The sequence below is a fragment of the Falsiroseomonas frigidaquae genome (assembly GCF_012163145.1).
Lineage (GTDB): Bacteria > Pseudomonadota > Alphaproteobacteria > Acetobacterales > Acetobacteraceae > Falsiroseomonas > Falsiroseomonas frigidaquae.
Genome location: NZ_JAAVTX010000005.1, coordinates 452,071 through 470,687 on the forward strand (window position 1 = coordinate 452,071; position 18,617 = coordinate 470,687).

The window sequence follows — 18,617 nt, forward strand, 5'->3', positions numbered from 1 at the left end:
AGGGAATTGGGTGGAGGTGCCACCCTGGGAAGGGGCGGCTGCCTCCGGATCAGCCTCGTGGCGGCGTGGCCGCGGCGGCGAATCTTCCGTCCATCCGCCGCAGCCAGTTCGCATAGTCGGCATAGGCAGCCTCCGGTGCAAATCGCGGCGCCCAGCCAAGAGCCCGGGCGCGTTCGATCGTCATCAAGCCGCGCGGGCGCATCTCGTTGAAGGGGATGTTCGGCGCCTCCCCCGCCGCCGCGTGGCGCCAGGTGAAGCCGGGTATCTCGGCCGCCAGACTGTCGCAGCAGGCAGCCGCATGCGGCGACCAATCCTGTGCGGAGGCAAGATTGAACACGCGGGCGGGCGGGTCGGCGCAATCCAGCAGCGCGAGCAGCCCCGCCACCAGATCCTTCACATAGATCCAGTCGTAGCGGGGCAGAGGCGCCGGCGGCAGGATGGCCACATCGCCACGGGCGGCGGCCTGAAAGATCGCCAGATGCGGGCTGAGCGTATCGCGCAGCCCGGTATCACGCTCCCACGGCCCGTAGGTGGCGCCGATCCGCGCAGCCACCGCATCCAACCCCCACAGATCGGCCAGCCGCAGCCCGGCCCGCTCCACCGCATACTTCGTCACGCCATACAGGCTGATCGGCATGCAGGGCGTCGTCACCTCGTCCAGCCAGTCATGGTTATAGGCCGATTCGCCATAGACGGCGGAGGAAGCCGGCAGCACCACGCGCCGCACCGTGCCGGCATCCCGCGCCGCCGCCAAGGTCGCGATCACGCCATGCAGGTTCACATCCAGCACCAGGCCAGGCGCGGCTGCTTCCCGGGCCGGGCCGGCGGTGACAGCCGCGAAGGGAAAAACGCGGTCGATGCGGTGGCTGGCGAACAGCGCGGCCAGGGCCGCGGCATCACGCACATCGCCTGTCACGACATCGAGCCGCCCCGGCAGGTCGCCAAAAACCTCCGCTGCAGGGGCCGGCAGTGCGGCTTCCTGACCAAAGACGACCACATGCTCGCCGCGCCCGAGCAACGCCTCGACGAGGTTCAGGCCGACGAACCCGGCGCCTCCGGTGACGAGAACGGCAGACATGGGGCGACTCCTTCACAGCCCCCCCTGGATATCCCGGTCGCCACGCCGCAGAAAGCCGCCCATGACCGAAGCCCGCCTCGCACCGCCTTCCTCCGCCGCCCCCTCCGGACGGGTTGTCGTCATCGGCGCTGGTCCGGCCGGACTCATGGCGGCCGAGCGCCTTGCCAGCGCGGGGCTGGCGGTGACGGTCCATGACCACATGCCGTCCGTCGGACGGAAGTTCCTCATGGCCGGCCGTGGCGGCCTGAATCTCACGCATTCGGAGGAACTGGAGCTTTTCCTCACCCGCTTCCGCCCAGCGGCCCCGCCCCTTCTGGCGGCCATCCGCGCCTTCCCGCCCAGCGCACTGATCGCCTGGTGCGAGGGACTCGGCATCGGCACCTTCCGCGGCAGCAGCGGCCGCATCTTCCCGGAAAGCCACAAAGCCTCGCCACTGCTGCGCGCTTGGCTGGCCCGGCTCGCGGGGCTGGGTGCGGGCCTGAAGCTGCGCAGCCGCTGGCTGGGGTGGACCGAGACGGGAGCCCCTCACTTCAGTGACGCAGCCGAGGCTGATAGGCCGATCGCCACCGTACTGGCCGTGGGCGGCGCTTCCTGGCCCCGACTTGGTTCGGACGGGACCTGGCCCTCCCATCTGCCGGGCGTTGCGGTCGCGCCCTGGGCGCCGGCCAATATGGGCTTTGCCACCCCCTGGTCGGAGCACTTCCGGGCCCGGCATGAGGGTACGCCACTGAAGCGCATTGCCATCCGCTTCGGCACGGTGACGGTGCGGGGGGAAGCGTTGATCACGTCGACCGGCCTTGAAGGCGGCGCACTGTATGCGCTGTCGGCGCCGCTGCGCCAGGCGATCGCCGAGCAGGGAAGCGCCGAAATCACCCTGGACCTGCGCCCCGATCTGACGGCGCGGGAGGTCACCGACCGCCTGGCAGCACGCCCCCGCGCCGAATCGCTGGCGAACGGGCTGCGGAAGGCCCTTGCCATGCCACCGGCCGCCATCGGCCTGGTGCAGGAGGCGCTGCGCGCGGGTGACGGCAGCCCCACGGAATTGGTGAAAAGCCTGCCGATCCGCCTGACTGGCACCGCCGCGCTGGACCGCGCGATTTCCTCCGCCGGCGGCCTCGCCTGGTCGGAGCTGGATGCGCGCCTCATGCTGAAGGCCCGCCCCGGTGTCTTCGCCTGCGGCGAGATGCTGGATTGGGAGGCACCGACCGGCGGCTACCTGCTGCAGGGCTGCTTCAGCACCGGCGTCGCCGCCGCGAACGGGGTTCTCGCCTGGCTGGCGGACCAGGAGCGGATCTGAAGGGTCAGATCGGTACCGCGCCTGGTGGCTTGAGCGCCATCAACACGAAGGAGCTCCGCGTTTCCTTCACGCCCGGCATCCGCAGCAGGGCCTTCAGCGCGAATTCGGCGTAGGCCTCGAAATCCGACGCGACGACATGCAGCATGTAGTCCATGCCGCCGCTCATGGCGTAGGCCGCGACCACCTCGCTCCGCGCCTCGAGCGCCCGATGGAACGCCGCCGCAACCTCCTCGGCATGGGAGGACAGGGCGACCTGGACGAAGGCCTGGATCGGCAGGCCTACCCTCGTCGGGTCCACCACCGCTGTATAGCGGGCGATCACCCCCGCCTCCTCCATCCGCCGGATGCGCCGCAGGCAGGGGGTGGCGGACAAACCCACCTGCTCTGCAAGCAGCGTAACGGCGATGCGGCCATCCTGCTGCAGCGCGCGCAGGATCCGGCGATCTATCTCGTCCAGGCTGATGGTGGATTTCGCCATGGCTGCGCACCCCGATGGTCAATTTGCCTATTTTGACCACATTTTGTGGCGTATTTCGCCGAATTTCACCCCTGCATTTGTCCTATTTCTGGAAGCACCCTGAACGGAGTGCACGCCATGGATGTTCCGCCCGATCGCAGCGCCTATGCCGGCCGCATCTCGGACGCCAATCCGATGGGCACGGATGGCTTCGAGTTCGTCGAGTTCACCGGGCCGGACATCCCCTATCTGGAGGCGCTTTTCAGCCGCCTCGGCTTCGCCGCCGTGGCCCGGCACCGGTCCAAGGCCGTGACGCTGTGGCGTCAGGGTGACGTCAACTTCCTGATCAATGCCGAGCCGGAAAGCTTTGCCCAGGCCTTCGCCCGGCTGCACGGCCCCTCTGCCTGCGCCATGGCATTCCGGGTCGCGGACGCTGCAGAGGCCTATAAGCGCGCCATCGCGCTCGGCGCCAAGCCCGTGACCGGCAAGGTCGGCCCGATGGAGCTGAACATCCCGGCCATCGAGGGCATCGGTGGATCGCTGCTGTACTTCGTGGATCGCTACGGCGCGCGCGGCAACATCTACGACGTGGATTTCCGCTGGATCGGCGAGCGTGACCCGCACCCGGTCGGCGCTGGGCTGACAGTGATCGACCACCTGACCCACAACGTCCATCGCGGCCGCATGGATGTGTGGTGGCAGTTCTACGCCAAGCTCTTCAACTTCAAGGAAATTCGCTACTTCGACATCGAGGGCAAGCTGACCGGCCTCAAGTCCCGCGCGCTGACATCTCCCTGCGGGCAGATCCGCATCCCGATCAATGAAAGCTCTGACGACCGCAGCCAGATCGAGGAGTTCCTCCGCGCCTATCAGGGCGAAGGCATCCAGCATGTTGCCCTCGGCGCAACAGACATCCACGCCAGCGTCGAGCGGATGCGCGATGCTGGCGTAGCCTTCCTCGATACGCCTGATACTTACTACGAGCTGCTGCCGAACCGCCTTCCGGGCAGCGAGCAGTGGCTGGAGCGTCTGCGCCGCAACCGCATCCTGATGGATGGCGCCCCAACGCCAGAGGGTGGTCGGCTGCTGCAGATCTTCACCGGCAACGTCATCGGACCGATCTTCTTCGAACTGATTCAGCGGCAGGGCGACCAGGGCTTCGGCGAGGGCAATTTTCGCGCGCTGTTCGAGAGCATCGAGCTGGACCAGATCCGACGCGGCGTCCTCAAGCCGACGGAGGCTTGACCGGGCGCCCACCCAAATCGCCCAGCAGCCGGTCCGCCCTGGCATGCCGGGCGGCGCGGCGGTCCCGGGCGCGCCGCGCCGCCTCCTCCACCACCAGCTGCTCGGCGCGGGAGGCTACTGCAACGGCCTGCTGCGCCACCGTCAGCGCCGCATCGGTGGCGGTATGGAGCGTGGCGGCCTGCGCCACCCGCGCGCGGGCGCCGGGCAGCCAGGCTGCATAGGCTGCCGCCGCCGCCCCGCCGACCTCGGCGGCCAGTTCCTGCGTCACCCGATCGAGCGCCACGGCGGCGCGATCCTCCGCACGCAGCTTCCCGGCGAAGCTACGACGCGCCTCCTCCAGTTCCAACCGGCGCAGCAGGCCCAGGGCGCGGAGCGGATCAGGCCGGGGCATCGGCCAGGGCCTCCGCAAGGCCGTTGAACGCCTGGTCTAGGGTCGAGACATCCCCGCGCGCCTGATGCAGCATTGCCTCGATCCGTGGCGCCAGGCGCAGCGCCGCATCGGTCTCCGGGTCGGTGCCGGGCCGGTACGCGCCAAGGCGGACCAGATCCGCCACGTCATCCCGCAGCGCCAGCAGGCGCCGGGCTCGCCGGGCCAGGCCCGCCTGGTCCGCGGTCAGGCAACCGGGCACGGAGCGCGATAGGCTGCGCAGCACTTCCACCGCGGGGAAACGACCGGCCTCGGCGATCCGCCGCTCCAGCACCACGTGCCCATCCAGGATGCCACGCACGGCGTCCGCGATCGGCTCGTCATGGTCGTCGCCTTCCACCAGCACGGTCAGCAGCGCGGTGATGCTGCCGGACCCGGGGCCGCCAGGTCCGGCGCGTTCCAGCAGAGCCGGAAGTTCACGAAACACGCTGGGGGGATAGCCGCGCGTCGCCGGCGGCTCCCCGGCCGCCAAGCCGATCTCGCGGCAGGCAAGGGCGAAGCGGGTTACCGAATCAAGCAGCAGCAGAACGCGCTGGCCAGAGTCGCGGAAGTACTCGGCCACCGCGAGGCTGGCATAGCCCGCCTCGCGCCGCATGGCCGCGGAGGCGTCGGAGGTGGCACAAACGACGACGCTGCGCGCCAGGCCCTCCGGCCCGAGATCATCCTCGATGAATTCGCGCAGCTCACGGCCGCGCTCCCCGATCAGCGCCAATACGACAGTGTCGAAAGACGCGGCCCGGGCCATGGTGGCCAGCAGCGTGGATTTGCCGATGCCCGAGGCGGCGAACAGGCCCAGCCGCTGGCCCTCGCGCATCGTGCAGAAAGCGTCGATCACGCGAACGCCGACGCCGATTGGGGGGCCAAGGCGCTGTCGTTGAGCTGCATTCGGCGCCGCAGCGCGGGTCGGGCGTGCCTGCTGTCCGCTAAGCAGCGGACCTTTGCCATCCATGGGGTTGCCCAGCGGGTCGATGACCCGGCCCCGCCATCGCTGGCCGATCCGCAGGCCGACGCGGGGAATCACCTCCACCGGCAGGCCTTCGGCAATCGAAGCGGTTGCGCCGAAGACAACCGTGCGCGCGCTCGTTGGCCCGACACTCACAACCTCGGCGAGTCCCGTGTCGTCGTCCGTACTCTGAATACGAAGCCTGTCGCCGATCGCCAGATGCGGTCGGGCGCCGACGACATCGACGGTCAGCAGGTCAGCACCGCGCACCTGCCCCCGGCGCAGATGGCGTGGCGCACCGCGCAGGATACCACCGGCGAGGCGCCAGGGATGAGTTCCCATCATCGTCTAAAAATCATTTAAATTACTATTTATCAGTTTATCGCTCAACCAGGATGCATTTTTTCGGTGAATAAGGCCTTCACATATCGCGCAGAGGTGGTATTCCTACACGCAGAAAGTGTGTGGAGGCCTTCCATGCGTGTCCTTTTGGTTGAAGATGATACAATTGTCGCTCGCGGCGTCACCCTTGCGCTCAAGGCCGCGACGATGATTGTCGATACGGCCGATACGGGCGAGGAAGCTCTGGAACTGGCTCGGCTCTATGACTACGACATCGTGGTCCTCGACCTGATGCTGCCGGACATGGAGGGCTACGAAGTCGTCAGGCGATTGCGGGCCGCACGATTGGAAACGCCGGTCCTGATCCTTTCGGGCCTCACGAGGCCCCAGGCCAAGGTGCGAGGCTTCGGCATGGGTGCCGATGACTACATCACCAAGCCCTTTGACCAGCAGGAACTGGTGGCCCGCATCCAGGCCATCGTCCGGCGTGCGAAAGGCTTCAGCCAGCCCACCCTCTCCGTCGGTCCGTTGACGCTCAACCTCGGTTCTCGAGAAGTCCTGGTCGATGGCAGGGCCGTACACCTGACCGGCAAGGAATATGCAGTGCTGGAGCTGCTGACCCTGCGAAAGGGCGTCGTGCTGACCAAGGAGGCCTTCCTGAACCACCTCTACGGCGGAATGGACGAGCCGGAAGTGAAGATCATCGACGTCTTCATCTGCAAGCTGCGCAAAAAGCTGGCCAGCGCGGGCGCGGCCGAACTGATCGGGACGGTCTGGGGGCGTGGCTACGTCCTGCGTGAACCGAACGGCACCATCCGGCTACCCTCCGGCCCGGATGGCCGGGGCGGCCCCGCCAGCGCTGCAGCCTGACGCAGTGACTAGGCCCCTCGCCCGGAAGGCGAGGGGCCGGTCCGGCCAGCCCGCCTCAGCCGGCCGGCCTCATGCGGCGGCCTTCTGTGCCGACACGCCATAGGCGCCGCGCTCACCGGGGATCGGCACGAGACGATCCGTCAGCCCAAGCACCGTCTCCGCCCCGCCGAGATAGAGCACACCATCCGGCGACAGACGCCGTGCCAGCGCCTCAAGCACGCGCGTCTTGGTGGGCGCATCGAAATAGATCAGCACGTTGCGGCAGAAGATCGTGTCGAACCGACCAAGCGACGAAAGGTCGTTCAGCAGGTTCCGCTCCTCGAATCGAACCATCGCCCCCAGCTCCGGCGCAATGCGCCACTTCGCCCCATCCTGCCGGAAATGCTTGACGAGTGACCGGATGGGCAGACCGCGCTGAACTTCGAACTGAGTGAAGACACCCTGTCTCGCCCGCTGAAGGATCTCCGCCGAGATATCGGTCGCAAGAATCTCTACCCGGCAATCCGTCCGGCCAGCCAAGGCATCCGCTACCAGCATAGCAATCGAGAAGGGTTCCTGCCCCGTCGAACATGCTGCCGACCAGATGCGCAGCGGTGCGCCAGGCGAACGGCCCGAGATGAGGCGGGGCAGAAGCTTTGCCAGATGTTCGAAGGGTTTGCCGTCCCGGAAGAACGACGATTCATGCGTGGTCAGAGCCTCGACCACCGCACGCTCCAGCACCTCATCCGGCCGCTGCCGCAGCTTCTGGCCGAGTGCCGAAAGCGACGGCAGCTTGAACCGTGACAGGATGGGCCCGAGACGCGTTTCCAGCAGATACGCCTTATCGCTGGTCAGAACGATGCCCGAGCGCCGGCGCACAACGCCGGCGATCTCCGCGAACTCTTCGTTGTTCATGTCCGCTTCCCGTCTGCACCAGCCACAAGGATGCGGCCTGCGATGTCTTCAATGTTGAGAATGGCTGATGCGATGCCCGCCTTCGCGACCGCGCCCGGCATGCCCCAGACCACCGAGGTGGCCTCGTCCTGTGCCAGCACAGACCCGCCGGCGCTGGAGACGGAGCGGCAACCCGCCAAGCCGTCGCTGCCCATCCCGGTGAGGATCGCAACCAGAAGCTTGCCCTGGCAGGCCGCCACCAGGCTCCGGAGCATGGGATCGACAGCCGGCCGACAGAAATTCTCCGGCGGCCCATCGCCCAGATGGGCGATGAGGGTACCCGCCACATCCTTGATCAGAAGGTGCTTGTCACCAGGTGCGATATAGAGCCGGCCGGGCAAGAGCTTCTCGCCCTCCTTCGCCTCACTGCACGGCAGCGTCCCGATCCGATTGAGGTGGTCCGCCAGCAGCGTCGTGAATCCCGCGGGCATGTGCTGAACCACGATCACCGGCACCGCCAGTGGCCGGTCAAGCCGCGCGACCAGGGTTGCCAGCGCCTGCGGCCCGCCCGTCGACGAGCCGATGGCGATCGCGCGCGGGCGAACCACCGGACCGCCCGCACGCTCCGCCATCAATGGCCTGGCCACCGGCAGCCGCGAGGTCCCTGTGGCCGACGAGGACGGGGCCCGCCGCATGCGGGCCCACCCCTTGATCTTCGCCAGCAGTTCCGCCTGGAACTGGCCGCCACTCATGCCGCCCGCAGAGGCGGAAGGCTTCGGAACGTAGTCCACCGCTCCGGCGCGCAGTGCCGCCATGGTGGCGGTGGCACCACGCTGGCTCAGTGCGCTGGCGACGATGATGGCCGTGCCCGGTGCCGCCTTCAGCAGCAGCGGCAGTGCGGTCATGCCGTCCATGCGGGGCATTTCCAGGTCCAGCAGCACGACCTGTGGCCGATCGCCCGCTGCCATGGCCGTCAACTGCGCCAACGCATCGCCACCATCAACCGCCTTGGCCACCACCTTGATGTCCGGGTCGGTCGCCAGCATGCGGGACATGACACCGCGGGCTGCCGCACTGTCGTCGCATAGAAGGACCCGGACAGGCCCAGCGGCGATCACGCGGCGGCAGCCTGAAGCAGGCCGATCTGTGCGAGCTTGCTGCCCAGGATCTCCGCATCGAACGGCTTCATGACATATTCCTGCGCGCCGGCCTCAAGCGCCTCCATGATCCGTTCGAAAGCGATCTCCGTGGTGCACAGGATGATCACGGGCTGGTCAGGGCCGAACTCCGCGCGCGCGGCGCGAAGGAAGGTCACGCCATCCATCACCGGCATGTTCCAATCGAGCAGCACGACCTCGGGCAGCAACTCGCGGCAGGCCGTCAGCGCCTCGCTGCCGTCGGCCGCCTCGCGTACCGTGAAGCCGAAGCCTTCCATGAAACGCCGCGCAGCCTTCCGCACAACGCGGCTGTCATCGACCACCAGGCACTGGCGCACCGCCGCCTCAGACCCGCTCATCGGCCACCGCCGATCGCGAGAACCCGCTCCACGTCAAGCACGATGAGCAACTGGCCATCTCGCCGATGAACCCCCTTGGAAACCTCACGCCACACCGGATCAAGCGTCGGCGGATTGGCGGCCGAATCATCCTGCCGAAGTGGCACCACCTCGCCGACCTGGTCAGCCAGCATGCTGTAGAGCTCGCCCGCCATTTCAACGACGATGCTCATCGGCTGTATGTCCGCCGGCCTTGGCGGCAGACCGAGCCGGCGGCGGAGGTCAACCGCTGTCACGATGCGCCCGCGCAGATTGAGGCTTCCTGCAACCTCAGGCGGTGCCAAAGGAATACGCGTGATGATCTGGGGGCCGAGGACATCCCGCACCACAAGTACGGGAACCCCACAGGCCTGCCCCGCCACCGTCAGCGTCAGGAAGAGATCGGCATCGGTTACGGCCGATGTTGTCGTCTGAGTACGCAAGATCAGTTCCTCCGCTTCAGGCCGCGACCGGCACGGCCAGGCATTCCGTCAGGCTGCCGAGCAGCGCCTCGCGGTCGTACTTGCCGACGTAATCCGTAAAGCCGGCGGCGCGTCCGCGCGCCACGGCCGCCGGTTCAACCCTGCCGGTAAGAGCGATCATCGGCAGGTCCTGCCACGCCCCGTTGTCACGGACCTCGCGCGCGAACGCATAGCCGTCCATCTCAGGCATCTCGATGTCGGACACGATGGCATCGAACAGCTCGCCCCGCTCACGTAGGCGCAGAGCCTGCGCCGCCCCCTCCACCGCGACCACCTCGTAGCCCTCCGCAGCCAGGGCCGGCACCACCAGTTCACGGAAGAAGGCGCTGTCCTCGACCACCAGAAGGCGGCGGATGGCAATCGCCGAGGCCGCCGGCCGGAACCAGTCGCCCCCGCCCTGCCCCAGCCACCACGCGGTATCGATCACATCCGTCACCTTGCCGGCGACGACGGCCGAACCGAGGAAGCCCGGCCGGCCTTGGCCTGCCTGCACACTGAGAGCTTCGTCAACTACATCCAGGATGGCATCCACCATGATGCCGAGACTGCGCTCGCCCTCGCTGAAGACGAGAACCGTCTGCCGGGTCCGCGCCTCGTCCTGCGGGGCAAACCCGCCCGACATAGATAGCAACGGCATGAGCTGCCCCCGATACTGCACCACCGGCGTACCGCCCGAATTCTCGATCTGCTCGACGGGAATGTCGTCCAGACGCGCGATCAGGCCAAGCGGCACCGCCTTCGGCGTGTCGTCACCGGCTCGGAACAGCAGCAGCGATGTTTTCTCGTTGGAGCGCACCGCGCTGGCCACCTTGCTATCGGCCGCGCGCTGGCCGGCTCCGTCCGCGACAACACCCGTGACGCGCGCGATGCCGTTCGGGTCCAGGATCATGATGACGCTGCCATCGCCGAGGATCGTATTGCCGGAGAACATGCCGATGTGACGCAGGATGGGCGCCACAGGCTTGACGACGATCTCCTCCGTGTCGAACAACCGGTCGACGATGATGCCGAAGACATTGGCGCCGACCTGCGTCACGACGACGAAGCCCGTATCTCCGGACGTATCGAGCGGCTCGCTCGACTCGTCCAGCCCCAGAACGCGGCCCAGAGAAACGAGCGGTAGCAGGCGGTCGCGCAGCCGCAGCACAGGTGCGTCCTTGATCCGCTCGACGCGGGAGCCGGAGCCGCCACCGACACGCACCAACTCCAACACGCCGATCTGCGGAATGGCGAAGCGTTCGCCTGCCACTTCCACGATGAGCGCCGAGACGATCGCAAGGGTCAGCGGGATCTTGATGGTGAAGCCCGTTCCACGGCCTTCGACAGAGGTCACATCAATGGTGCCGCCGATGCGCTCCACATTGGTCTTGACGACGTCCATGCCGACGCCACGACCCGAAACCGCCGTTACCGCGGCGGCCGTGGAGAAGCCGGCGCGGAAGATGAAGCGCTGGATTTCGCCCTCGCTCATCCCAGCGATCTCGGCCTCGCTCGCCAGACCCTGCGAGATCGCCTTCTGCTTGATGCGTCCGATGCTGAGACCGCGCCCGTCATCGGAGATCTCAATGAGGATATGCCCGCCTTCGTGGTAGGCGTTCAGCGTGATGCGCCCTGTCTCCGACTTGCCGGCCTTGCGACGATCCTCCGGTCCTTCAAGGCCGTGGTCCCCGCTGTTCCGCACCATGTGAGTCAGCGGGTCCTTGATCAGTTCCAGGACCTGCCGATCCAGCTCCGTATCGGCGCCGCGCATCTCGAGGTCGATCTTCTTGCCGAGCTCGATCGAGAGGTCGCGGACAAGCCGAGGCATTTTGGCCCACGCATTGCCGATGGGCTGCATCCGCGTTTTCATCACACCGTCCTGCAGGTCCGATGTGATGTGCGAAAGCCGCTGCAGCGGCACGCTGTAGGCGCCATCGCTTCGAGCGCGGGAAAGCTGCATGAGCTGGTTGCGCGTCAGCACCAACTCGCTGACCAGCATCATGAGGTCTTCGAGCACATCGACGGAAACACGGATGCTCTGCGGCGGAGTGCGACCGCCACTCGCATGCTCCTCCGGCGCCTGCTCCGCCGCCGCCTTGGAGGCGGTGCTGCGGAGCGGGGTGCTGACCGGGGCCGCCACCGGAACCTCTCGCACAGGCGCGTCCTGCGCGGCGAGATCGGTGGCGCCCGAGGTGGGTGCCTCGGTGATTGGCGCCGGCTCCGCGGCGAAGGCCGCCTCGCGCTCTGCCTCGGAGAACATGCCATCGCCGCCGGCCACGGCGTCGAGCTGGGAAATCAGCTCGGCATCATCGCCGTCAGGCTCAGTGCCGCCAGTCTCCAGCTTGCCGACGATTTCCTTGATCCGGTCAAGGGCGCGCAGGACCAGGCTGATTCCCGCCGGAGTGACCGCCAGAACTCCGTCGCGGTACATGCCGAGGATATTCTCGGCTGCATGCGCGACGCGTTCGAGCCGCGAGAGGCCGAGGAACCCACAAGTGCCCTTAATCGTATGCACAAGCCGGAAGATTTCCGACAAGGTGGGTTTGTCGTCGGGTGATTTCTCCAGCCTCAGCAACGCAACATCGAGTGCGACGAGGCCCTCATGCGTCTCGGTCAGGAAGTCGGCCAGCAAGTCGTCCATTCGGGGCTCCGGCGCCTTGTCTTGCCCGGAGCCTGCCCGAACGGACCGAAAATTCGGTTAACACCCCGAAAGATCGGGCGCCCCGCCTGATTCAGTTGCGCGTCGCGAGGGTCAACAGCAGCGGCGCCGCCCCCCCGCTACCGCCCATCATCAGGTCCAACCGTATGCCGGAGGATGCCGAGACAGCCAGCAGCAGCGGCACCGAAACGCTGCGAGGATTGAGCGGAACCGCCTCCCCGGCCAAGCCTGCGGCAAGGCCGGCGGGCCACGCGGCGCCGGGTCCGTCCGGCCAGATCGAGAGGCCCCCCTCGGTATCCCCACCGAGCCGGATCACGCCACCCCGCGGCAGCGCATCCACGGCCGTCCAACATGCGAGCAGCATGGCCTGGGTCAGATGTGCCGGAAATACGGCAGTGGGTTCGAGATCCGCCAGGTCGATGCTGGCGCGGCGCCCGAGGGTAAGCCCCTCCGCCATCTGGGCGATTTCCTCCACCCGGCAGTCACCGCAGCCCGCCCCGACCGCGGCGCGATAGAAACGGATCCGCCGGTCCATGATGCGCGCCGCATCGCGCGCGACATCCATCGCGTCGTCGCCCGGACCGTCCAGCAGGTCGAGCGCCCCTGCCAAAGCACCGGCAGGACCCCCAAGGTCATGGCATAGTCGCGTGCAGACGGCCTGGGCCAACGCGATCTTGTCAGGCAGCATTCATACCTCCGCAGCGCTTCGGCCAGCCCCGACGGCCAACCTCATGAGTCAAGCTTCCGGCATACCCAAGGCAGGTTGCCAGATCAGCAACGAGAAGTGGCAATTGAATGTTGCGACCCTGCGGCAGGCTAGTCGGGAGCGGCAGAGGAGCGTTACCTTCACGTGGTGTGGTCAGAACTCTCACCCGGCATGCGTGTCCGTCACCCTGATTGCCCAGAATGGGGGATCGGGCAGGTTCAATCCGTTGTCGGGGATCGGGTGACAGTCAACTTCGAGAATTGCGGCAAGGTGATGATCCGGGCGGGCCTTGTGGCACTTGTCCCGGTGGATCCTGATACACCTTGAACAGCATCCCATTGGAAATGCTCGGCCTTCTGCAGGACTGGCGGATCTACGCCGCCATTGCGGTAACGGGCCTGGCGGGATTGATGCGCGGCTATTCCGGCTTCGGCACGGCTGTCCTGCTTGCGCCGGCCTATTCCGTGCTGTGGGGCCCGCGAATCGGCGTGCCGGTGATGCTCGTGATGGAGCTCGTCGTCTCGATGCAGCTCGTGCCGCGGGCCTTCGGCGAAGCCAATCGCAGGGTGATCCTGCCCATCGGTGCAGCCGCCTGTATCGCAACCCCGTTGGGCGCCTTCATCCTGATCACAGCTGACCAGGACCTACTACGCCGCTTCATCGGCGGTTTCGTGCTGGTCTTCGGGCTGCTGCTGACCTCGGGTTGGCGCTACCATGGCTCCCGTCCCCTGGCGCTCAACCTCGCCGTCGGCAGCCTCGCCGGATTGCTGAAGGGTGCCACGGGCATAAGCGGCCCGCCTGTCATTCTTTATCTTCTGGCGGGGCCGGAGGCGGTGAAGCAGCATCGGGCCAACCTGATCCTGTTCTTCGGAAGTATCGCAGTCATCTCCGTCATCCCCCCGGCCCTTGGCGGACTGATCGGCTGGACCACACTGGCCAAGCTGCTGCTTCTCTTGCCGGTGCTGATGTTGTGCGTCCCGATCGGCGCCCGTCTTTTCCATGTGCTGCCCGAACCGTGGTACCGGCGAGCCGCATTGTGCGTCCTGGTCGCTTCAGGCCTCATCGCGCTGCTTGCATGACAGGTGGCACGCCTCGGCCCTTGCGCCCCTTGGGGGTGGCGGACCAAATGCGACAGGGATGTACAGACCAAGACCGTTTCCACCGGGGGGGTCCACCGCATGATCGATCCATTTGGCCGTAAGGTGAGCTACCTTCGCGTATCGGTCACCGACCGGTGCGACCTGCGCTGCGTCTATTGCATGGCCGAGGACATGACCTTCCTGCCAAAGGCGGAGGTGCTTTCGCTTGAGGAGCTTGATCGTCTCTGCGGCGCCTTCATCAAGCTGGGCGTGGACCGTATCCGTCTGACCGGCGGCGAACCGCTTGTCCGCAAGAACGTCATCAGCCTGTTCCGCAGCCTGGGTGCGCGTCTGGGTGCAGGCGGGCTGCGGGAACTGACCACCACCACCAATGGCACGCAGCTTGTTCGCATGGCAGGCGACCTTCATGATGCCGGGGTGCGGCGGATCAATGTCAGCCTTGACACGCTGGATCCGGGCACCTTTGCCGCCATCACCCGCTGGGGGAAGCTGGAGCCGACCCTGGATGGCATTTTCGCGGCCAAGGCGGCTGGACTTGCCGTCAAGATCAACGCTGTGGCGATGAAGGGCGTGAACGAGGACGAGTTCGACCGCATGATCGCCTGGTGCGGGGAGCATGGATTTGATCTGTGCCTGATCGAGACCATGCCACTCGGCGAGATTACCGGCGACCGCAACGATCAGTATCTGCCGCTCTCGGGCGTTCGCAGTCGCCTCCGGCAGAACTGGACGCTGGACGACACCGATTACACGACCGGCGGGCCAGCGCGGTACTACACGGTTCGGGAAACCGGCCGGCGCATCGGGTTCATCACCCCGCTGACCCATAATTTCTGTGAGTCCTGCAACCGGGTTCGGGTGACCTGTACCGGAACGCTGTTCATGTGCCTGGGCCAGGATGATGCAGCAGACCTCCGCCGACCGCTTCGGGACGAGACGCTGGACGCGGGTGGACTGGAGCAGGCTATCCTCGAGGCGATTTCCCGGAAGCCGAAGGGACATGATTTCGTGATCGATCGAAATCGCAAACAACCGGCGGTTGCGCGCCATATGAGCGTGACGGGCGGCTGATGCTCCAGGATATCGTCACGGCGCTGACCCTGCCCGGCCTGCCTGACTGGTCAGGCCTGGTCGTGCTGGTGTTGCTCGCCCTTGTTGGGCTGGCCTATCTCCTGATGCCCTTCAGCGTTTTTGGTTTGAAGGGACGGCTGGAAGCCGTCGAGGCGCAACTGGATGAGATCCAGGCCGAGATCCGCAGCCTGGCGCAGCGGATGCCGGAGCCGACGCGGCGTCGCCCCCCCGTCGAGGAGGATTGGGCCGAGCCGGCACCTGCTTACCGCGCAGCTTCGGATGGGGCGCCCCCCCGCCTCCACCCCCCCATCATACCGCCGGCCGCTTGGCCGGAGCGCGGCCCGGGCCGCTCCGAGCCCCGGCTGGACTGGCCCCGCCAACCGCGCTGACCCGCTGTTTCCTGCCTGGCTTGCCGGCCAGCCCCGGGCCGGGCTTGATGCAGGCCTGCTGACCAGGAGCCTGCCCGATGCGCCTTGACCTCGCCCCTCACAGCAGCAGTCCGGCGAAGCCCCTTGCAGGAGCCTGATGTCTGTCGGCCGTCGCCCGGCCTGGAGCCGGCGCGCATGAGCGATCCGACGCAACTGCCGGATGGCGCAGGACTGGCCGGTCGGATTGCCATCGTCGCCGCCCCCACCGACCTGGCTGCGGAAGCCATGGCGCGACTGGTGGCTCAGTACGGCAATTCGACATTGGACCATGCCCGCGTGGTCGTCGCGCTGGGCGGTGACGGCCTTATGCTTGAGACACAGCACCGCCTGCTGGGCCGTAACCTGCCGGTCTATGGCATGAACTGCGGCAGTGTCGGCTTCCTGATGAACGATTTCCGGGACGAGAGCCTCCCCGATCGCCTGGCGCTGGCCCAGGCAGCGACGCTGCATCCACTGCGGATGCGCGCCTATGTCGGCACGGGTGATCCAGTCGAGGCGCTGGCCATCAACGAGGTATCCCTGCTGCGGGAGACGCGCCAGGCGGCCAAGATCCGGATTCTCATCGACGGCAAGAAGCGGCTGGACGAGTTGATTTGCGACGGGGTCCTGGTTGCAACGCCAGCTGGCAGTACCGCCTATAATCTGTCCGCGCACGGGCCGATCGTTCCCCTCGGCGCCAACCTCCTGCCATTGACCCCGATTTCCGCCTTCCGCCCCCGCCGTTGGCGCGGGGCGCTGCTGCCCGCAGAAGCGCGTGTGGTGTTCGAGGTACTGGAACATGACAAGCGCCCGGTGGCGGCGGTGGCGGATTATACCGAGGTGCGCGACGTCCGGCGCGTGGAGGTCTGGGAGGACCGCGAGGTCGCGCTGACCATGCTCTTCGACCCCGATCACGGCCTGTCGGAACGCATCATCGCGGAGCAGTTCACTGTCTGAAGCTCCGGCTGAAGCTCCGGCCAGCAAAGCAGCAGCGTCGCGAGGTTGACGCCGGCGCGCGCTTCTGCGATCCGCCGGGCGCATCCTGGTCGGGGTCATGGCCAGGTTGCCATTGAATCCGTGGCGGCCGCCCGCCGCCACGCTGCCAGGCCGGACCATGGAAATCTCGACGACCGTGCCTCTTCCCGCCGATCCTTCCACCCCGGCAGAGGCGGGCGCCCCACTGGTGCTCGCCCTTCCGAAGGGCCGGATCCTGTCCGAACTGGGCCCGCTCCTGGCGCGCGCCGGCATCGCACCGGCCGCCGACTACGCCGACGAGGACAGTCGACGCCTACGCTTCGAGACCAACCATCCCAGCCTCGACGTGGTGCGGGTGCGGCCTTTCGACGTTGCCACCTTCGTCGCCCACGGCGCCGCGCAGATCGGTGTCTGCGGTGCGGATGTGCTGATGGAATTCGATTACGACCAGATCTACGCTCCGCTGGATCTGGGGATCGGACGGTGCCGGGTATCGGTCGCGGGTCCGCAGAGTTCCTCCACGGCTGAGGACATTGCTGCCTGGTCGCGCGTGACGGTCGCGACGAAGTACCCGACGATTGCCCATCGGCACTTTGCCGCCAGGGGTGTCCAGGCCGAAATCGTGCATCTGAACGGCGCGATGGAGCTAGCGCCATCCCTGGGTCTTTCGCGCGTCATCGTTGACCTTGTGCAGACCGGCTCCACCCTCCGCGCGAACGGCCTGGTGGAGACGGAGGTGATCGCGCAGGTCACCTCCCGCCTCATCGTCAACCGAACGGCGCTGAAGACCCGGCCGGAGGCGATCGGCGCCTGGATTGCCCGCTTCCGGGCAGCCATGGCGGAGCTTCACGCGCGATGATCTGGCTCGATACCTCCGAACCCGGTTTCGAGACGGGCTTCCAGGCGCTGCTGAACGATGGGCGGGATACGACGACCCGCGTGGATGCAGCCGTTGCCGGCATCATCGAAGCCGTCCGGAAGGATGGCGACGCCGCATTGCTGGATCTCACCCGTCGCTTTGACCGCTGGAATCCCCCCACCGCCGGCGCGCTGCGGGTGCCGCCGGCGGAATTGGAAGCGGCGGCGGCAACCGTGCCGGCCGAACAGATCGCGGCGCTTCAGGTGGCGGCACGCAGGATCGAGGCCTTCCACAAGGCTCAGCTTCCCGCCGATATTTCAATGACGGATGCCGAGGGTGTGCGGACCGGCCTGCGCTGGGGTCCAATTGATGCTGTCGGTCTGTATGTGCCAGGCGGCAAGGCGGCCTATCCTTCCTCTGTTCTGATGAATGCCCTGCCAGCGCGTGTGGGAGGGGTGCCGCGCATAGCCATGTGCGTGCCGACACCGGATGGCGCCCTGAACCCGCTGGTCATGGCCGCGGCCAAGCTGGCCGGGGTCAGCGAGGTCTGGCGCATTGGCGGCGCTCAGGCCGTCGCCGCACTCGCGTGGGGCACGCAGACCGTGGCGCCGGTGGATCGCATCGTCGGCCCGGGCAATGCCTATGTGGCGGAGGCCAAGCGGCAGGTCTTCGGCCGCGTCGGGATCGACAGCATCGCCGGTCCGTCGGAGGTGGTGGTCCTGGCAGATGCCGAGAACAACCCGCGACATGTGGCCCTGGACCTGCTGGCCCAGGCCGAGCACGACGAAGCGGCCCAGTCCATCCTGATCACGGATGATGCCGAGTTCGGCCGCAGCGTGGTGGCGGCTCTCCGGGACGAGCTGACGCGCCTGCCGCGTGCGGCGATTGCCGGCGCATCCTGGGAACGACATGGAGCTGTCGTCGTGGTGCAGGACTGGCAGCAGGCGGTGGAGTTGACCAACCGGCTGGCGCCCGAACACCTGCAGATCATGACATCCAGCCCGCGCGAGCTACTGGCCGGCATCCGTCATGCCGGCGCGGCATTCCTTGGACGCTTCTGTCCGGAGGCCATTGGCGACTACGTCGCCGGCCCGAACCACGTCCTGCCTACCGGGCGTACCGCACGCTTCGCCTCCGGACTTTCGGTCTTCGATTTCCTCAAGCGCACCACCTGGGTGGAAACCGATGCAGCCGCTCTTGCGGCTATCGGCCCGGCAGCGGTGACGCTTGCGAGGGCCGAGGGTCTCGGCGCGCATGCGATGAGCGTGGCGGCTCGTTTGGAACTTAACGACCGGCGTCCTTGACCGCGCGCC

General features: G+C 67.1%; 20 protein-coding genes. 10 read left to right on the top strand and 10 right to left on the bottom strand.

Annotated features, from left to right (window positions below; all coding sequences use genetic code 11):
• Positions 1–49: 49 nt before the first annotated feature.
• A complete protein-coding gene (locus HB662_RS18425; RefSeq protein WP_168051361.1) occupies positions 50–1,078 on the bottom strand; it encodes an NAD-dependent epimerase/dehydratase family protein in 1,029 nt (342 codons plus the stop codon).
• Between the two features lie 61 nt (positions 1,079–1,139).
• On the opposite strand from HB662_RS18425, the gene HB662_RS18430 reads away from it, so the two are divergent.
• Entirely contained in the window at positions 1,140–2,375 is a 1,236-nt protein-coding gene (locus HB662_RS18430; protein WP_168051363.1) for a TIGR03862 family flavoprotein, read from the top strand.
• Between the two features lie 4 nt (positions 2,376–2,379).
• Here HB662_RS18430 and HB662_RS18435 read toward each other — a convergent pair whose 3' ends face one another.
• The gene (locus tag HB662_RS18435; protein WP_168051365.1) at positions 2,380–2,853 is read right to left on the bottom strand and encodes an Lrp/AsnC family transcriptional regulator; all 474 of its coding nucleotides are present in this window, start codon (positions 2,851–2,853) and stop codon (positions 2,380–2,382) included.
• A gap of 45 nt (positions 2,854–2,898) precedes the next feature.
• Between HB662_RS18435 and hppD the strand changes: the two genes are divergently transcribed.
• Entirely contained in the window at positions 2,899–4,077 is a 1,179-nt protein-coding gene (hppD, locus tag HB662_RS18440; RefSeq protein WP_456305477.1) for a 4-hydroxyphenylpyruvate dioxygenase, read from the top strand.
• Here hppD and HB662_RS18445 read toward each other — a convergent pair.
• Complete coding sequence (locus HB662_RS18445; protein WP_168051367.1) at positions 4,058–4,468, bottom strand: hypothetical protein; 411 nt, start codon at positions 4,466–4,468, stop codon at positions 4,058–4,060. The genes hppD and HB662_RS18445 overlap by 20 nt on opposite strands.
• Positions 4,455–5,717 carry a FliI/YscN family ATPase gene (locus HB662_RS18450; protein ID WP_342449538.1) on the bottom strand — a complete coding sequence of 421 codons (1,263 nt, stop codon included), beginning with the start codon at positions 5,715–5,717 and terminating at the stop codon, positions 4,455–4,457. Before HB662_RS18450 ends, HB662_RS18445 begins: the two co-directional genes overlap by 14 nt.
• A gap of 207 nt (positions 5,718–5,924) precedes the next feature.
• Here HB662_RS18450 and ctrA point away from each other — a divergent pair, with 207 nt between their 5' ends.
• The gene (gene ctrA / locus HB662_RS18455; protein WP_168051369.1) at positions 5,925–6,659 is read left to right on the top strand and encodes a response regulator transcription factor CtrA; all 735 of its coding nucleotides are present in this window, start codon (positions 5,925–5,927) and stop codon (positions 6,657–6,659) included.
• 69 nt (positions 6,660–6,728) lie between these two features.
• Here the strand turns inward: ctrA and HB662_RS18460 are convergent, their stop codons facing one another.
• The 6 genes from HB662_RS18460 to HB662_RS18485 all read right to left on the bottom strand — a co-directional run bounded on the left by HB662_RS18460 (position 6,729) and on the right by HB662_RS18485 (position 12,874).
• Positions 6,729–7,553 (bottom strand): CheR family methyltransferase, encoded by an 825-nt coding sequence (locus tag HB662_RS18460; protein ID WP_168051371.1) that lies wholly within the window; start codon positions 7,551–7,553, stop codon positions 6,729–6,731.
• On the bottom strand, positions 7,550–8,650 hold the full coding sequence (locus HB662_RS18465; protein WP_168051373.1) for a chemotaxis-specific protein-glutamate methyltransferase CheB: 1,101 nt from the start codon (positions 8,648–8,650) through the stop codon (positions 7,550–7,552). Before HB662_RS18465 ends, HB662_RS18460 begins: the two co-directional genes overlap by 4 nt.
• Entirely contained in the window at positions 8,647–9,048 is a 402-nt protein-coding gene (locus HB662_RS18470; RefSeq protein WP_168051375.1) for a response regulator, read from the bottom strand. Before HB662_RS18470 ends, HB662_RS18465 begins: the two co-directional genes overlap by 4 nt.
• Positions 9,045–9,509, bottom strand: a complete 465-nt coding sequence (locus HB662_RS18475; protein WP_245185720.1) for a chemotaxis protein CheW — start codon at positions 9,507–9,509, stop codon at positions 9,045–9,047. The genes HB662_RS18470 and HB662_RS18475 overlap by 4 nt, the downstream gene beginning before the upstream one ends.
• Before the next feature lie 16 nt (positions 9,510–9,525).
• Positions 9,526–12,168 (bottom strand): hybrid sensor histidine kinase/response regulator, encoded by a 2,643-nt coding sequence (locus HB662_RS18480; protein WP_168051377.1) that lies wholly within the window; start codon positions 12,166–12,168, stop codon positions 9,526–9,528.
• Between the two features lie 91 nt (positions 12,169–12,259).
• On the bottom strand, positions 12,260–12,874 hold the full coding sequence (locus tag HB662_RS18485; RefSeq protein ID WP_168051379.1) for a histidine phosphotransferase family protein: 615 nt from the start codon (positions 12,872–12,874) through the stop codon (positions 12,260–12,262).
• A gap of 189 nt (positions 12,875–13,063) precedes the next feature.
• Between HB662_RS18485 and HB662_RS18490 the strand changes: the two genes are divergently transcribed.
• From HB662_RS18490 to hisD, 7 genes are all read left to right on the top strand, one after another.
• Entirely contained in the window at positions 13,064–13,219 is a 156-nt protein-coding gene (locus tag HB662_RS18490; RefSeq protein WP_168051381.1) for a DUF3553 domain-containing protein, read from the top strand.
• Positions 13,216–13,971: a sulfite exporter TauE/SafE family protein gene (locus HB662_RS18495; protein WP_245185721.1), complete on the top strand. Its 756-nt coding sequence runs from the start codon at positions 13,216–13,218 to the stop codon at positions 13,969–13,971. The genes HB662_RS18490 and HB662_RS18495 overlap by 4 nt, the downstream gene beginning before the upstream one ends.
• 99 nt (positions 13,972–14,070) lie before the next feature.
• Positions 14,071–15,063 (top strand): GTP 3',8-cyclase MoaA, encoded by a 993-nt coding sequence (gene moaA / locus HB662_RS18500; RefSeq protein ID WP_168051383.1) that lies wholly within the window; start codon positions 14,071–14,073, stop codon positions 15,061–15,063.
• A complete protein-coding gene (locus tag HB662_RS18505) occupies positions 15,063–15,452 on the top strand; it encodes a hypothetical protein (RefSeq protein ID WP_168051385.1) in 390 nt (129 codons plus the stop codon). Before moaA ends, HB662_RS18505 begins: the two co-directional genes overlap by 1 nt.
• A gap of 174 nt (positions 15,453–15,626) precedes the next feature.
• Complete coding sequence (locus tag HB662_RS18510; RefSeq protein WP_168051387.1) at positions 15,627–16,427, top strand: NAD kinase; 801 nt, start codon at positions 15,627–15,629, stop codon at positions 16,425–16,427.
• A 157-nt stretch (positions 16,428–16,584) separates the two neighbouring features.
• Positions 16,585–17,304, top strand: a complete 720-nt coding sequence (gene hisG, locus HB662_RS18515; protein ID WP_168051389.1) for an ATP phosphoribosyltransferase — start codon at positions 16,585–16,587, stop codon at positions 17,302–17,304.
• The gene (hisD, locus tag HB662_RS18520; RefSeq protein WP_168051391.1) at positions 17,301–18,608 is read left to right on the top strand and encodes a histidinol dehydrogenase; all 1,308 of its coding nucleotides are present in this window, start codon (positions 17,301–17,303) and stop codon (positions 18,606–18,608) included. The genes hisG and hisD overlap by 4 nt, the downstream gene beginning before the upstream one ends.
• Positions 18,609–18,617: the final 9 nt, after the last annotated feature.